Source organism: Paenibacillus hunanensis, from assembly GCF_034055775.1.
Classification (GTDB): Bacteria; Bacillota; Bacilli; order Paenibacillales; family Paenibacillaceae; genus Saccharibacillus; species Saccharibacillus hunanensis.
In genome coordinates, this window is the sequence record NZ_CP139194.1 from 2,214,647 (window position 1) to 2,229,869 (window position 15,223).

General features: G+C 48.8%; 14 protein-coding genes. 12 read left to right on the plus strand and 2 right to left on the minus strand.

The window, feature by feature from the left end; translation table 11 throughout:
• The first annotated feature begins 45 nt into the window (after positions 1-45).
• The 5 genes from lpdA to lipB all read left to right on the plus strand — a co-directional run bounded on the left by lpdA (position 46) and on the right by lipB (position 6,387).
• Positions 46-1,464: a dihydrolipoyl dehydrogenase gene (gene lpdA / locus SK066_RS09000; protein WP_320544836.1), complete on the plus strand. Its 1,419-nt coding sequence runs from the start codon at positions 46-48 to the stop codon at positions 1,462-1,464.
• 473 nt (positions 1,465-1,937) lie between these two features.
• Positions 1,938-2,966, plus strand: coding sequence for a thiamine pyrophosphate-dependent dehydrogenase E1 component subunit alpha (locus SK066_RS09005; RefSeq protein WP_250343476.1), 1,029 nt, complete (start codon positions 1,938-1,940; stop codon positions 2,964-2,966).
• Positions 2,966-3,949: an alpha-ketoacid dehydrogenase subunit beta gene (locus SK066_RS09010; RefSeq protein WP_188775233.1), complete on the plus strand. Its 984-nt coding sequence runs from the start codon at positions 2,966-2,968 to the stop codon at positions 3,947-3,949. The genes SK066_RS09005 and SK066_RS09010 overlap by 1 nt, the downstream gene beginning before the upstream one ends.
• Before the next feature lie 114 nt (positions 3,950-4,063).
• Positions 4,064-5,476, plus strand: coding sequence for a dihydrolipoamide acetyltransferase family protein (locus tag SK066_RS09015; protein ID WP_320544407.1), 1,413 nt, complete (start codon positions 4,064-4,066; stop codon positions 5,474-5,476).
• Positions 5,477-5,673: 197 nt separating this feature from the next.
• Positions 5,674-6,387 (plus strand): lipoyl(octanoyl) transferase LipB, encoded by a 714-nt coding sequence (lipB, locus tag SK066_RS09020; RefSeq protein WP_320544408.1) that lies wholly within the window; start codon positions 5,674-5,676, stop codon positions 6,385-6,387.
• Here the strand turns inward: lipB and prli42 are convergent.
• Positions 6,362-6,457 (minus strand): stressosome-associated protein Prli42, encoded by a 96-nt coding sequence (gene prli42 / locus SK066_RS09025; protein WP_188775236.1) that lies wholly within the window; start codon positions 6,455-6,457, stop codon positions 6,362-6,364. The two genes, lipB and prli42, sit on opposite strands and share 26 nt — an antisense overlap.
• A 207-nt stretch (positions 6,458-6,664) precedes the next feature.
• On the opposite strand from prli42, the gene SK066_RS09030 reads away from it, so the two are divergent.
• The 7 genes from SK066_RS09030 to SK066_RS09060 all read left to right on the plus strand — a co-directional run bounded on the left by SK066_RS09030 (position 6,665) and on the right by SK066_RS09060 (position 13,222).
• The gene (locus SK066_RS09030; RefSeq protein ID WP_320544409.1) at positions 6,665-7,798 is read left to right on the plus strand and encodes a M20/M25/M40 family metallo-hydrolase; all 1,134 of its coding nucleotides are present in this window, start codon (positions 6,665-6,667) and stop codon (positions 7,796-7,798) included.
• Positions 7,799-7,918: 120 nt separating this feature from the next.
• Positions 7,919-8,512 carry an NUDIX hydrolase gene (locus SK066_RS09035; protein WP_320544410.1) on the plus strand — a complete coding sequence of 198 codons (594 nt, stop codon included), beginning with the start codon at positions 7,919-7,921 and terminating at the stop codon, positions 8,510-8,512.
• Positions 8,513-8,523: 11 nt separating this feature from the next.
• A complete protein-coding gene (locus SK066_RS09040; protein WP_407673816.1) occupies positions 8,524-9,756 on the plus strand; it encodes an endonuclease Q family protein in 1,233 nt (410 codons plus the stop codon).
• 216 nt (positions 9,757-9,972) lie between these two features.
• Positions 9,973-10,443 carry a ferric iron uptake transcriptional regulator gene (gene fur, locus SK066_RS09045; protein ID WP_188775239.1) on the plus strand — a complete coding sequence of 157 codons (471 nt, stop codon included), beginning with the start codon at positions 9,973-9,975 and terminating at the stop codon, positions 10,441-10,443.
• Between the two features lie 382 nt (positions 10,444-10,825).
• Positions 10,826-11,725, plus strand: a complete 900-nt coding sequence (xerD, locus tag SK066_RS09050; protein ID WP_188775240.1) for a site-specific tyrosine recombinase XerD — start codon at positions 10,826-10,828, stop codon at positions 11,723-11,725.
• A gap of 59 nt (positions 11,726-11,784) precedes the next feature.
• On the plus strand, positions 11,785-12,219 hold the full coding sequence (locus SK066_RS09055; RefSeq protein ID WP_320544412.1) for an Imm26 family immunity protein: 435 nt from the start codon (positions 11,785-11,787) through the stop codon (positions 12,217-12,219).
• A gap of 178 nt (positions 12,220-12,397) precedes the next feature.
• On the plus strand, positions 12,398-13,222 hold the full coding sequence (locus SK066_RS09060; protein WP_320544413.1) for a purine-nucleoside phosphorylase: 825 nt from the start codon (positions 12,398-12,400) through the stop codon (positions 13,220-13,222).
• Between the two features lie 597 nt (positions 13,223-13,819).
• Here SK066_RS09060 and SK066_RS09065 read toward each other — a convergent pair.
• Positions 13,820-15,178, minus strand: a complete 1,359-nt coding sequence (locus tag SK066_RS09065; protein ID WP_320544414.1) for a PFL family protein — start codon at positions 15,176-15,178, stop codon at positions 13,820-13,822.
• Between the last annotated feature and the right edge of the window lie 45 nt (positions 15,179-15,223).

Sequence of the window (15,223 nt, forward strand, 5' to 3'; positions counted from 1 at the left end):
AGTAGATTAATCTATTCAAACTAGCGAAAAGAGAGTGACTCATTGATGACGATACAGTGTGATATTGCCGTTCTTGGTGGCGGTACTGGAGGATATGTGGCAGCAATTCGTGCAGCCCAGTTAGGAAAGGAAGTTGTCATTATCGAGCAGGATAAGCTTGGCGGAACCTGCTTGCATCGTGGCTGTATTCCAAGTAAAAGTCTGCTGCGCAGCGCTGAAGTATTCGCGATGATGCAGGATAGCGAGCAATATGGAATCGCAGCAGATGGTGTGCGTTTACAATTTGAACAGGTGCAGTCGCGTAAGCAAGGAATCGTAGATCAGCTGCATCGCGGTGTACAGTATTTGATGAAAAAGAATAAAATCACGATCGTACGCGGTCAGGGTCGCGTGATCGGGCCATCGATCTTTTCCCCACAGAGCGGCGCGGTGGCAGTAGAGCTGGAAGATGGCGAGATGGAAACGGTAGTATCTAAAAATCTCATTATCGCTACCGGCTCACGCCCACGTGATCTGCCGGGTCTGGAAGCAGACGGCAAGCTGATCCTGAATAGTGATCACGCGTTACAGCTGGAGCAATTGCCAGCCTCGATTCTGATCGTGGGTGGCGGTGTGATCGGGATGGAATGGGCATCGATGCTGAATGATTTTGGTGTAGAGGTAACGGTTGTCGAAGCAGCACCGCATATTTTGCCGCAGGAGGATGAGGAAGTAGCGCGTGAGCTGCACCGTCTGCTGGAAAAGCGTGGCGTGAAAATTTATACAAGTGCTTCACTTCAGCTTGATTCGTATGCACCGCAGGATGATCGGCTTAGCATCTCGTTAGTTCATAATGAACAGACGATTGAGTTATCTGCTGCTAAAATGCTCGTTTCGGTCGGACGTCGCGCGAATGTGGAGACGATTGGACTGGCGAATACGGATATTGCGATTGAGAATGGCTTTATTAAAGTTAATGACGTGATGCAAACAAGCGAATCGCATATTTATGCGATCGGTGATGTGATCGGCGGCTTGCAGCTTGCTCATGCTGCCAGTCATGAAGGTATCACAGCGGTCAATCACATTTGCGGTGAGCCTGTACATTACGAGCCATCTCAGGTGTCTCGTTGTGTATACACCCGTCCAGAGGTAGCTAGCGTAGGTATTAGCGCGGCACAGGCGAAGGAGCAGGGACGTGAGATTAAGATCGGTAAGTTCCCGTTCAAAGCGATTGGTAAGGCGCTGGTGCATGGCGACAGTGAAGGTTTCGTCAAAGTCATTGCGGATGCGAATTCCGATGATCTACTGGGCGTCCAAATTATCGGCCCACAGGCAACCGATCTGATCAGCGAAGCCGCACTGGCGCAATTCCTTGATGCTACGCCGTGGGAGATCGGGCAAACGGTTCATGCCCATCCTACACTGGCAGAGATTCTTGGCGAAGCGATGCTGGCTGTCGACGGCAAAGCGATCGGAATGTAATATAGCAGTGACCAGAGCGTGCGGAAGAGAATTCGGCACAGCAATTGCTCGTTTTACAGCACTCTGTAGAACTATACGTCCTATATAAAAAAGTGAACAAAATGGAAAAGATGGACTGTCCTGCGAGATCAGGGACAAATCCATCTTTTCTTTTCGCTGTAAGTATGTTTATAATAGGATTGTACTCAAGTCTTAGTACCAGGTTTTAAGACAAGAGCTAATAACGCTTTGACGGGCTGTGATGAGGATGCGCGAATCGCGATATCACACAGCAGGAGAGAGGTATATTTGCGAAATAGGGCATGAGAAGTGTACCCTTACAAGTAGAAGCCTGATGAACTAATAAGACAGCGATTCTTGAGCTAACGCATGTTGACGGCTTTGTACCGACTCGGCGGATGATACACTCAGGACGCGTAAGTGAGCACGAAGTGGACTTGATCGCTTCGTTATTTATGAAGGAGGTACCTGCAATGAAGGCAAAAGGTACTATTGACCAGCAAACCCGGCATGAGCAGCTTGGGCTGACCGATGACCAGGCGATTGAATTGTATCGATATATGATGATGGCGCGTAAGTTCGACGAGCGTTGCTTGCTGCTACAGCGCGCCGGTAAAATTAACTTTCACGTATCCGGTGTAGGACAGGAGGCGGCTCAGGTTGGCGCTGCGTTCGCACTGGATCGTCAAGAGGATTATTTCCTGCCTTATTATCGTGATTATGGTTTTGTATTATCGGTTGGAATGACGGCACGTGAGCTGATGCTGTCTGCCTTTGCGAAGGCTGAGGATCCGAACAGCGGCGGTCGTCAGATGCCCGGACACTTTGGTAGTAAACGTCTGCGCATTGTAACAGGCTCCAGCCCGGTAACGACACAGGTTCCACACGCTGTAGGTGTGGCACTGGCAGCGAAGATGAAGCGTCAGAAGCTCGTCTCGTTCGTTACCTTTGGTGAAGGCTCCAGTAACCAGGGCGATTTCCATGAAGGCTGTAATTTTGCCGGTGTACATAAACTGCCGGTAATCATTATGTGTGAAAATAACCAGTATGCAATCTCCGTGCCGATTCACAAGCAGCTTAGCGGCAAGATCAGCGATCGTGCGCTTGGCTACGGGTTCCCAGGACTGCGCGTCGATGGTAACGATGTGCTGGAAGTATACGCGGCGGTGAAGGAAGCGCGTGAGCGTGCAATTAACGGCGAAGGCCCAACACTGATCGAGGCGATGGTGTATCGTCTTGCTCCACACTCCACATCGGATAACGATCTGGCCTATCGCACAAAGGAAGAAGTCGATGCAAACTGGGAAAAAGACGGTTTGCCACGCTACAAGCAATATTTGCTTGATTGCGGTATCTGGAGTGAGCAGCAGGATGAAGAGCTGCAAAAGGAATGCACGCAGATTATGAAGGAAGCGACCGAGTACGCTGACAATGCTCCTTATCCGCGTGCAGAGGACACACTGCTGCATGTATTCGCAGGTGACGGGGAGGATGCACAGTAATGGCAATGATGGAATATATTGATGCGATTCGTCTGGCGATGAAGGAAGAGATGGCGCTGGACGAGAACGTATTTGTACTGGGTGAGGATGTTGGTGTGAAGGGCGGCGTGTTCACAACGACAAAAGGCTTGCAGGAGCTTTACGGCGAAGATCGTGTAATGGATACACCGTTGTCCGAATCAGCGATTGCCGGTGTAGCGATCGGTGCAGCGATGTATGGCATGAAGCCGATCGCGGAAATGCAATACTCCGACTTTATGCTGCCAGCGACGAATCAGATTATTAGTGAAGCGGCAAAAATTCGCTATCGCTCTAACAATGACTGGAGCTGTCCACTCGTCGTACGCGCACCAATCGGCGGCGGTATTTTCGGTGGATTGTATCACTCGCAATGTATGGAGTCGGTATTTTTCGGTACAGCGGGCTTAAAGATCGTTGCACCGTATTCTGCATATGATGCCAAAGGCTTGCTCAAAGCCGCGGTACGCGATCCAGATCCAGTCCTCTTTTTTGAAAATAAAAAATGCTATAAGCTGATCAAGGGCGATGTGCCTGAGGATGATTATGTTGTACCGATCGGTAAAGCCAATGTGCTACGTGAGGGCGATGATATTACGGTAATCAGCTATAGCTTGCCACTGCATTTTATTATGCAGGCAGCCGAGGAGCTTGAGCAGGAAGGCATTACGAGCCATGTGCTCGATCTGCGCACCATTCAGCCGATCGATCGTGAAGGCATCGTTGAAGCAGCACGACGTACAGGTAAAGTGCTGATCGTACATGAGGATAATCTTACTGGCGGTGTAGGCGGCGAAGTGGCTGCGATCATCGCAGAGGAATGTTTATTCGATCTGGATGCACCGATTCGCCGTCTGGCAGGACCGGATGCACCAGCGATGCCGATCAACCCACCACAGGAAAAAGCTTATATGCTGAATAAAGATAAAGTCAAAACGGCAATGCGCGAGCTAGCACTGTTCTAAACTGGAGCAATGTCTAAATGCTGACTTCGGTCATGCAGCTTGCCTCTGTAGAATGACCAAAATAAATTGCCGGTTCATCAACAGGATGGCCGGCAATTTTCAGGAGTGAATATAATGTCTCAACATGGAAACCCGACCGATATCGCAATGCCACAGCTGGCAGAATCGCTCGTATCTGCAACAATTGCCAAATGGCTCAAAAAGCCCGGTGACCCGGTCGATCAATACGAGCCAATCTGTGAAGTGATTACCGATAAAGTTAATGCCGAGATTCCATCCGTTATGGAAGGAACAATGGGCGAATTGCTCGCAGCGGAAGGACAGGAGGTCGCTGTAGGCGAAATTATCTGTCGTATTTACGGTGAAGGCGCTGCTCAGTCATCAGCACCAGCCTCCGCACCGAGTGAACCAGCCGCTCCAGTGAATACGCCAGCGACATCGGCTCCAGCATCACAACCGACTGCCACTCCAGCACGTCCAGCGGCGAGTGCAGGAAATCAAGGTATGGCAGGACGCTATTCTCCAGCCGTACAATCGCTGGCAGCTGAGCACGGACTTGATCTATCCCTAATCACAGGTACAGGTGCAGGCGGACGCGTCACTCGTCGTGATGTACTGAAGGCACTGGAAAATGGAACAGCAACGCCAGCGGCAGCTCCTGCGGTAACGCAAGCTCCGGCCGCTGTAGCCACACCTGCTGCATCTGCTGCTTTCGGTGCGGCTCAGCCGTCTGCTGCGGATTATGCTGTACGTAATTCTGGTATCCACCTGAGTGAAACGCCAGCGATTCCAAAGATTGAGCTGGAGCAAAGTGATAATGCAAGCGGACGCGGAGAGCATATGATCGATGTAACGCCGCTGCGTAACGCGATTGCTCGTAATATGCGTCAGAGCGTATCGGAAATTCCGCACGCGTGGACAATGATTGAAGTTGACGTTACAAATCTCGTAATGCTGCGCAATAAGCTAAAAGATGAATTCAAGCGTAGTGAAGGCATTACACTCACGTATCTGCCGTTCTTGATCAAAGCCGTTGTAAATGCAATCAAGGATTACCCGATTATGAACTCGGTCTGGGCAGTTGATAAAATTATCGTCAAACGCGATATTAATGTGTCTCTTGCCGTCGGAACTGAGGATTCGGTAATGACACCGGTCATTCAACGTGCTGATCAGAAAAATATCGCTGGACTGGCACACGAGATCGATGATCTAGCACGTCGTACACGCGAAGGTAAGCTCAAGCTGGACGATATGCAGGGCGGTACATTTACAGTCAACAATACCGGCTCATTCGGTTCGGTACTGTCTTACCCGATCATTAACTATCCGCAAGCGGCGATTCTAACATTTGAATCGATTGTGAAGCGTCCAGTTGTGATCAATGATATGATCGGTGTACGTTCCATGGTTAACCTGTGTATGTCGCTGGATCACCGTATTCTGGACGGCGTCATTTGCGGACGCTTCCTGCAACGCGTGAAGGATAATCTGGAAGGCTACGGTATGGATACGAAGCTGTATTAAGGTGAAGTTGTATTCGCCTTGCAGGTGAGTTACATTTAGTAGAGTGTAGAATATTACGATGTAGGCATCGTGCAAATGCATCATCATAGCGGAATAGACATGCAAAAGGTTGACAGCCCCGCGGCTTTGTCGACCTTTTGCTTATCCATCCGACATTCAATGAATTTGTGCATAACCGGGAAAAGGAGTGCTTCATCATGAGTTCGATTATTCACGTATCCTATACCCCTCTGATGGAATACGCAGCGGCATGGGACAAGCAAAAGGAGCTGGTGCAAGCTGTCGATACAGGCGATGGAGGCGAGCAGCTATTATTACTCCAGCATCCGCCAACATATACGATTGGCTCACAGCGCCATCCAGAGCATCTGCTGTGGAGTGAAGAAGAGCTGAAGGAGCGCGGTATCGCTCTGTTTCAGATCGATCGCGGAGGGGACATTACATATCATGGGCCAGGACAATTGGTCGGTTATCCGATCTTGCTGCTGGATACATCGAGAGGCATGGACCCGCACCGCTACCTGCGCACGCTGGAGCAGGTTATTATTGACTATCTGGCAGAGCAGGGCATTGAAGCTGGACGCAAAGAAGCCTACACCGGTGTATGGGTAGGCGATCTGAAAATTGCTGCGATTGGCATCAAGTTCAATAAATGCCGCAGTCGACGCGGATTTATTACAAGCCATGGTTTTGCCTTCAATATCGCCTCTGGCATTGAGCAGCAAGGTTTTTCCGGTATTGTTCCGTGCGGGATTGAAGAGTATGGGGTTACATCATTAGAGGATATAACCGGCCGTGCGTATGACATTCGCCAGGTTGCGAACGAGATCGTTCCGCATTTTGCACGTCATTTTGGCTACGAACAGCCGGAATGGGGCACAACCTTTACAGAAAAGGCTGAGCAAGAGTGAAAATGACCGAGCCGATCATGGCGATCAGCATCACATAAATGAAGACTTTAAACCATTTTTTCTGTTGCATAAGCTGAACTCCTTTGCATCTCAATCTTATTCATGCATGTACAGGGGCAATCCGCACGATGCACATCAATCCTTATCATAACGTGTCTATGCCTTGTTTGCAAAACGATAGCTGCGTCTATCATGTGAACAAACGGTAGCGATACCGACATATCGGTTATATACGTTGTAGCGAGGCATTTGTTTTCAAAAAAAGGAGCGTATTATCGTGGTTAATCAAAGCAGATTAGTTGAACAATTTTTGGAGCTTGTACAAATCGATAGCGAAACGAAAAATGAACGCCTCATTGCGGATCATTTGACCGAGAAATTACTGGCGCTGGGCTTTACCGTTGTAGAGGACGAATCTGCTGCGAAAACCGGACATGGCGCAGGTAACCTGATCGCAACGCTTGCACCAAATACGGATCAGCCGATCCCTAAAATCTTTTTCACTACTCATATGGATACCGTAAAACCAGGTATCGGCATTCAGCCCGTCATTGACGAGCAGGGCTGGATTACCAGTGCTGGCGATACGATTCTGGGTGCAGACGATAAAGCAGGCGTTGCTGCACTGTTCGAGCTGGTGCATGTATTGAAAGAACAGCAGATTCCGCACGGACAGATTCAGTTTGTCATTACCGCAGGTGAAGAATCCGGCTTGATGGGTGCGCGTGCGATGGAGCGCTCACTGCTGGATGCTGAATTTGGCTATGCGATTGATTCGAATGGAGCAGTGGGCACGATTGCGGTAGCTGCACCAACACAGGCGCGTATTATTATGGAGATTTTCGGCAAATCTGCTCATGCAGGTGTGAATCCAGAAGATGGAATCAGTGCCATTCAGGTCGCAGGTAAAGCGATCTCGCGTATGAAGCTGGGACGTATCGATCACGAAACGACAGCGAACATCGGCAGCTTTGAAGGTGGCGGCGCGACCAATGTCGTATGCGATTATGCAAAGCTGCAAGCAGAGGCACGCAGTCTTGTCCATGAGAAGGTAGAAGTACAGATTGCAGCGATGAAGGAATCGCTGGAAGCAACCTGTGCTGATTTTGGTGCGACCTGCAAATTCCAGAGCATTATCGTGTATCCGGGCTTTAAGTTTACTAAGGAGGATGCGGTCGTACAGCTGGCGCAGCGTGCTTCAGCGAATCTGGGACTGCCGAATGACATTTTCCATACAGGTGGCGGTAGTGACGCGAATATTTTCAACGGAATGGGTGTACCAACGGCGAATCTGGCAGTAGGCTATGAGAATATCCATACAACAAGTGAGCGTATTCATCGGGACGAATTGATTAACGCGGCGCGTCTTGTTATTGAAATTGTACGCGAAACTGGCAAGCTGAACGGTTGAACAAAGACGAATAGAATGAAGGTATATACGATTATGTATGGCGTATGTATCACAATCACATGATGAATAGTATGAACATAAATTCCCGTTAACAGCGGACACTTACTCAGGAGGGATAGTATGAGCGATTCAACCAGGTCTAATAATCAGTCGAAGCATCAGCCCAATCCAGCGCTGGATGAGGTAACGTTGTCAACGGAACCGATTTTTGATGGAAAAGTGATTCGAGTGCAGGTGGATACCGTGCGTCTACCAAATGGAGAGACTAGCAAACGTGAGATTGTACGCCATAATGGCGCGGTTGCGGTGCTTGCGATTCACAATGATCGCATGATCGTAGTTGACCAATATCGACAGCCGCTAGGACGGACGCAGATAGAGATTCCAGCTGGCAAGCTGGAGCCAGGTGAAGACCCGGCAGACGCGATTGCACGTGAGCTCAAGGAAGAGACAGGCTATACAGCGAAGGAATTGAAGCTGCTTTATTCGTTCTACACATCGCCGGGCTTTGCCGATGAGCTGATTCATCTGTATCTGGCGGATGAGCTGGAGCAGGGAGAGGCACAGCTGGATGAGGATGAGTTTTTGGAAATGAGCGCTATTACGTTGGAAGAAGCATACGAGCAGATCCGCGCCGGACGGATCAGCGATGCGAAGACGATCATGGCTGTGCAGGCATGGCATTTGATCAAGCAGGGTGTAGAGCCGAAGTAATGAAGGATTCCATGCCATCGGCAGAGCTGCTGTCCGGTCTAGACACACACAGTGAACATACTGCGCAGCTACAGCAGGTGTATGCCGATCTGCATATTCATATTGGTCGTAGTGAGGATGGACAGCCGGTTAAGATTAGCGGTAGTCGCAATCTGACCTTTGCTAATATCGCCAAGGAAGCTTCTGAGCGTAAGGGGATTGGATTGATCGGCATTATCGATTGTCATTCTCCCTGCGTACGTGCGGATATTCGCGCCTTAATCGCTACTGGAGAAATGAGTGAGCTGCCTGGTGGCGGTATTCGCTATCGAGATACGACCATTCTGCTCGGGTCGGAGATTGAGATTCGTGAGCCAGGCCAGCAGGAATGCCATGTGCTAGTGTATTTCCGTGATCTGGAGCAGATGGATGATTTTGCAGAGTGGATGCGTACACGGATGAAAAATATCCAGCTTAGCTCGCAGCGTCTGCATACGACGTATCGCGAGCTACAGCAGCAGACGAAGCAGCGTGGCGGTCTCTTTATGCCTGCGCATATGTTCACACCACACAAAGGCATTTATGGTAGTGTAACTGCGCATATGAGTGATGTGCTTGATCTGGAGCTGGTGGATGGCGGAGAGCTAGGATTGAGTGCGGATACGACAATGGCGGGCTATATTAGCGAGCTGGATCGTTATCCGCTATTCACGAATTCGGATGCCCATTCACTTGGCAAAATTGGACGCGAGTACAATGTGCTTCGAATGAAGGAGGCAAGCTTTGACGGCTTGCTTGGCGTGCTACGTGGGGATGAAGGAGCGCATATTGAAGCCAATTATGGACTCGACCCGCGACTTGGAAAATATCATCGAACCTATTGCCGAAACTGTGAGCATATTATTCACGAATCTGGCGCTGTGCTAGAACGCTGTCCATACTGCGGTAGTACGCAGCTGACGATTGGTGTACTGGATCGGGTGCTGCATATCGCTGATCGGGCGCAGCCCGAGCCGCCTGCGGATCGCCCGCCGTATCGTTATCAGGTGCCGCTGTCCTTTATCCCAGGACTTGGCCCTGCGAAAATGAATCGGTTGCTGGAAGTGTTCGGCACAGAGATGGCAATATTACATCGTTCGTCCGCAGCAGAGCTAGAAGCAGTAGTTGGTAAGGATATCGCCAACTATATCGTACTGGCACGTGAAGGGCGCCTGACGCTCAGTGCAGGTGGTGGCGGCGCGTATGGCAAGGTTGTCACCGGCTAGTCGATCAATTCAGATATTACTGGTATTTCAGGTTCTTTTCCAAGGATGAGGATGGTCGGAGGCTCAATGTTATATGGCATAGGTTGATGTTTTGCCTTCAGGCAACAACAGTTTGTATCAGTTGCTAAAACGTTTGACTTTAACTTCATAATCCCCCTATAATAATTGGAGTGAGCATTTCAGCGATGCAGTGATTTCCACAGGGGGAGGGCAAAAATGGAAGCACGGATCGATAAAATTAAACATCAGCTACAATCCAAAGGTTACAAATTAACACCCCAGCGGGAAGCTACCGTGCGAGTGCTCCTTGAGAACGAAGAAGATCATCTGAGTGCCGAGGACGTATTCATGCTCGTGAAGCAAAAAGCTCCCGAAATCGGTCTGGCTACCGTGTACCGTACCCTTGAGCTTTTGAGTGAACTGCATGTCGTGGAGAAGATTAACTTTGGCGACGGCGTAGCGCGTTACGATCTGCGTACCGATACGAGCAAGCACCACCATCATCATCTAATCTGCGTACAATGTGGCAGCATGGATGAAATTCGTGAGGATTGGCTTGGACCGCTTGAAGAACGGCTGGATAAGGAATTTGACTTTGCTGTTCTTGACCATCGTCTGGACTTTTACGGCATCTGTCACCGCTGCAAGGACAAGGAAAACGGCGAGAACGGTGCAACAGACAAGTAAGCTTCGTATAGCCACATGAATGATTATGCTGCTAGGCTCCTTGATTACAAAGCCATATGGCAGCAGCATCATGAGGCGATATAACTGAATAGATCATTTGGATACCAGAGACTCTCGCCCGATAATATGGCTGTTCGGGAGAGGGTCTTTTTTGACGCAGTAGGTGTATGCTGGAAGCCTGATGGTGATGCGGCATACATTGCTTTTACATAATCCGATGAAATTGCATCGTGTCCGCAGGTTGGGCATGGTGCGCTAACGATATAATATGTAACGGTCTGAAGGTGACAGCCAGCCGACAGCCCATTGCCAGAACGGATTTGCCCTATGCTGGCAAATTCGATCGTGTCTGTAGCCCAGACGCAGAGGAGGCTGATTGATAATGAAAGAATACTTAGAGCAGTTTATTCGTTACCTGACAGAAGAGAAAGGGCTTTCACGAAATACGCTGGAATCGTATCATCGTGATTTGAGCCAGTTTATCGAGTTTGCGCATCAGCGTGACATTATGATGCCAGACCAAATTCGCAAAACCCATATTGCGTTGTTTCTAGGCGAAATGCGCTTGATCGGTAGAGCGTCGTCTACGATTACACGTATGACGGTATCTCTACGTTCGTTTTGCCAATACCTTGTGCGTGAGGGGATCATCCAGCAGGACCCATCGATCCATATGGAAGCACCGAAGGCGGAAAAGCGTCTGCCACAGGTGATGAGCGTAGGCGAGGTGGAGCAGCTGCTAGATGCACCGGATAAGCATACGGCACAGGGTCGTCGTGACCGTGCGATGCTGGAGCTACTATATGCAACAGGCATTCGCGTATCCGAGCTGATCTCGGTCAATGTAGACGATGTACGTCTGGATTTGAAATTTTTGCGCTGTGCTAGCAATTCTGGCAAGGAGCGCATTATTCCGATCACAGGCGTAACCGTGAAGCGTATTGCTGAATATGTGCAGGATGGACGTGCTCAGCTGGTACGGGAGCGTACAGATGAAATCGCGTTATTCGTCAATCAGCTCGGTACAAGACTGACACGTCAGGGCTTCTGGAAAATCATTAAAAAATACGCACGTGAAGCCGGTATTGAAGCGGATATTACGCCACATACACTACGTCATTCCTTTGCCGCGCATCTGCTGGAAAACGGCGCTGATCTGCGTTCGGTACAGGAAATGCTCGGTCATGCCGACATTTCAACAACACAGATCTATACACGCATTTCCAAAAAGAATATGAAGGACGTGTATGAAGCGCATCATCCACGTGCGAACGCGACCTGATCATCTTTCCAATCTGGCTCGTTGCTGAGTAAGTAGCAGCTAACATGCAGGAGGTAGCGATGAAAAAGTACAAGGCTGGTGATCTGTTCACCATCCCGATGAAGGACGGCAGATGGGCAATCGGACAGGTAATATGCGCACTACAGGACAGGTTTGATCGGGTATTTTCATTTGGTGTGCTGAGCATAGGAGAAGAACCGAAGCTGCCTGAAGAGGATCGCGAATATATTACCTTTAAGGATAACGGTAGACATGGTCATATCTTATTCGCATCGGCAACGAATATGCGTCGTAACTGGAAAGTAGTCGGTCATCTGCCACTGACAGAGCAAAAGCTGGCGATGCAGTGGTTTCATGTTGCTGGTGATCTGTATCATAATGATGAGTGGATTCGAAAGCTAGCGATTGAGGAGTACCCGAATTATCCCGTGATGAGTGTAGCTGGGAATGAGCGAGTGCAGATTGTGCTTGCTGGATACGAAGCAACGTCGTAATCCATATTCATCATGTAGCCCATCCAGATCAATCTTAAATATTCCGTGCCGCTCTGCTTGGAGATGAACAGAGAATTTCATAATCACATGTATTACCTTATGTACTACACATAATTATAGCTACGTTGATTGCCCATCTTCATGTACAGTCAACAGAGGCTATTCAGGAGGAATCGTAATGACAACAATTACTCAGGCAACTATTCAGGAAGCAGCATCCTACATCCGTAGCAAAAGTGACATTACACCCGAGGTAGGTCTGATTCTCGGCTCAGGACTGGGCGTACTGGCTGAATTAATCGAGGATGGCGTAGCGATTGCTTACAGCGATATTCCGCATTTCCCTGTTTCGACAGTAGAAGGTCATGATGGTGAATTGCTGCTCGGTAACATTCAAGGTCGTCCAGTCGTTATGATGAAGGGTCGCTTCCATATGTATGAAGGCTATGGCCCAGAAGTAACCGCGTTCCCTGTACGTGTTATGAAGGAGCTTGGTGTATCAAGCTTGCTCGTAACGAATGCTGCGGGTGGTGTAAACACATCGTACCAGCCAGGCGATCTGATGGTGCTGAGCGATCACCTGAACCTGACTGGACGCAACCCATTGATTGGGCCAAACGATCCTGCACTTGGCGTACGTTTCCCGGATCTGTCCGAAGCGTACAGCCGCCGTCTGCGTCAAGTATTTAACGACACAGCTGCGAGTCAAGGGCTGAAGGTACAGGAAGGCGTATATGCAGGTCTGCTTGGACCTACGTACGAGACACCAGCAGAGATTCGCATGCTGCGTACACTCGGTGCGGATGCCGTAGGAATGTCTACAGTATCGGAGACGATCGTAGCGCGTCATGCAGGTATTGAAGTACTGGGTATCTCCTGTATTACGAATATGGCAGCAGGTATTCTGGATCAGCCATTGTCTCATGATGAGGTTATGGAAACAGCAGATCGTGTACGTGATCAGTTCTTGAAGCTGGTATTGGCGATTATTCCGAAGATGTAAGAGTTTATGTGATAAAGAAGGAGCCTGAACTGTCTTAGAGTTCAGGCTCCTTTTTTTATATTTCTAAAGATATGTAGGTACACTTAGGAGACGGGCATCAACCACTCCAGAAAGGAATAAGGGGACGGACTCCGGTCTCGCACAGGAATCTACGGAGTAGGAGAGAATTGTAGATTCCCATGCTCAAAAGTCGTCCTTTCCCCTTATTTCCTTTCCTACGTTCTGAGTGATTCTCACCAATACGTTTTTTTTAAATAAATTAATAGTTAATAAATAAAAGAGGTGATAATTTGCATAAAAATTTAGTATACATAACCGAGAATATAACTTTTAAAGATATTAAAACGGAACATATGAAAGAAAAGAAGTTTATTGTACACAAATGAATTTTTTAAGCCTGCTCAATTGTTGTGAAAAAGTAGTAAATCAAAGGGTACTTATGAATATAAGCTAGCGATCATCATGTTAAAGAAAATTTTGAAAGAATGTTTAATGAATTTTATTCAAAAAAACAACAAATACGTATAGCTATTTACTCATTTGATATAAAGAAACCAGAGTCTCTCAATTTGGAGACTCTGGCTTTTTTGTTATTCCTTAGTTTTTAAAACTATGAATCGGTGCTGGAATGCGTCCGCCGCGGTTGATGAAGCTCTGGCAGCTAAAGCCGTTTACTGGCATGACAGGTGCGTAGCCGAGCAGTCCGCCAAATTCGGCGATTTCGCCTACCTGCTTGCCGATAACAGGGATCAGGCGAACGGCGGTTGTTTTGTTGTTGACCATACCGATCGCTGCTTCATCGGCGATAATACCGGAAATAGTGGATTCTTTGGTATCGCCTGGGATGGCAACCATGTCCAGTCCAACAGAGCATACGCATGTCATCGCTTCTAGTTTTTCCAGCGTCAACGCGCCTTTTTGTACCGCTTCGATCATGCCGTGGTCTTCGCTGACTGGAATAAACGCGCCGCTCAAGCCACCCACATACGAAGATGCCATCACGCCGCCTTTTTTCACATTATCGTTCAGAATGGCAAGTGCAGCCGTGGTACCTGGTGCGCCAGCTTCCTCCAGACCCATCACCTGGAAAATCTCTGCGATGGAATCGCCAATCTCTGGAGTAGGGGCAAGGGACAGATCAACGATACCGAATGGGATACCTAGACGCTTGGACGTTTCCTGTGCTACGAGCTGTCCGACACGTGTAACCTTGAAGGCAGTACGCTTGATCGTTTCGCATAACGTTTCAAAGTCGCTATCCTTCGCTTCCTCCAGTGCACGCTTCACTACGCCTGGGCCACTCACGCCGACATTGATAACACATTCGGCTTCACCAACACCGTGGAAAGCACCTGCCATGAATGGGTTATCTTCAACAGAGTTACAGAATACAACCAGCTTGGAGCAGCCCGCCGAATCGCGATCGGCTGTCAGCTCTGCCGTTTGCTTAATGATGCTTCCCATCCATTTGACTGCATCCATATTGATTCCGCTACGTGAGGAGCCAATATTCACAGAGGAGCAGACGCGTTCTGTCGTTGCCAGTGCCTCAGGAATGCTAGCGATCAGACGACGATCACTCGTTGTAAAGCCTTTGTGCACCAGAGCGGAAAAGCCACCGATAAAGTTCACGCCTACTTCACGAGCAGCGCGATCCAGTGTCTCTGCGATCGATACATACGATTCGCTGTCCACACCACCCGCTGCGATGGCGATCGGTGTAACCGAGATGCGTTTGTTAATGATTGGAATCCCGAATTGGCGCTCCAGATCCTCACCTGTTTTGACCAGATTTTCAGCTAAACTGGTGATTTTGTCATACATATTGCGGTTAAATGTATCGATGTTGCTGTGCGCGCAATCAAGCAGGCTAATGCCCATCGTGATGGTGCGAACATCCAGATTCATTTCACGGATCATTTTATTCGTTTCCTGTGCTTCTACAATTGAGATCATGCTTGTTCCTCCTCGTTCGTTAAACCGATCTGTTCATGTACGTGC

Coding starts and splice junctions, on each gene's coding strand:
- lpdA (WP_320544836.1), top strand. CDS start 46: ATGACGATACAGTGTGATATTGCCGTTCTTGGTGGCGGTACTGGAGGA.
- SK066_RS09005 (WP_250343476.1), top strand. CDS start 1,938: ATGAAGGCAAAAGGTACTATTGACCAGCAAACCCGGCATGAGCAGCTT.
- SK066_RS09010 (WP_188775233.1), top strand. CDS start 2,966: ATGGCAATGATGGAATATATTGATGCGATTCGTCTGGCGATGAAGGAA.
- SK066_RS09015 (WP_320544407.1), top strand. CDS start 4,064: ATGTCTCAACATGGAAACCCGACCGATATCGCAATGCCACAGCTGGCA.
- lipB (WP_320544408.1), top strand. CDS start 5,674: ATGAGTTCGATTATTCACGTATCCTATACCCCTCTGATGGAATACGCA.
- prli42 (WP_188775236.1), bottom strand. CDS start 6,457: ATGCAACAGAAAAAATGGTTTAAAGTCTTCATTTATGTGATGCTGATC.
- SK066_RS09035 (WP_320544410.1), top strand. CDS start 7,919: ATGAGCGATTCAACCAGGTCTAATAATCAGTCGAAGCATCAGCCCAAT.
- SK066_RS09040 (WP_407673816.1), top strand. CDS start 8,524: ATGCCATCGGCAGAGCTGCTGTCCGGTCTAGACACACACAGTGAACAT.
- fur (WP_188775239.1), top strand. CDS start 9,973: ATGGAAGCACGGATCGATAAAATTAAACATCAGCTACAATCCAAAGGT.
- xerD (WP_188775240.1), top strand. CDS start 10,826: ATGAAAGAATACTTAGAGCAGTTTATTCGTTACCTGACAGAAGAGAAA.
- SK066_RS09055 (WP_320544412.1), top strand. CDS start 11,785: ATGAAAAAGTACAAGGCTGGTGATCTGTTCACCATCCCGATGAAGGAC.
- SK066_RS09060 (WP_320544413.1), top strand. CDS start 12,398: ATGACAACAATTACTCAGGCAACTATTCAGGAAGCAGCATCCTACATC.
- SK066_RS09065 (WP_320544414.1), bottom strand. CDS start 15,178: ATGATCTCAATTGTAGAAGCACAGGAAACGAATAAAATGATCCGTGAA.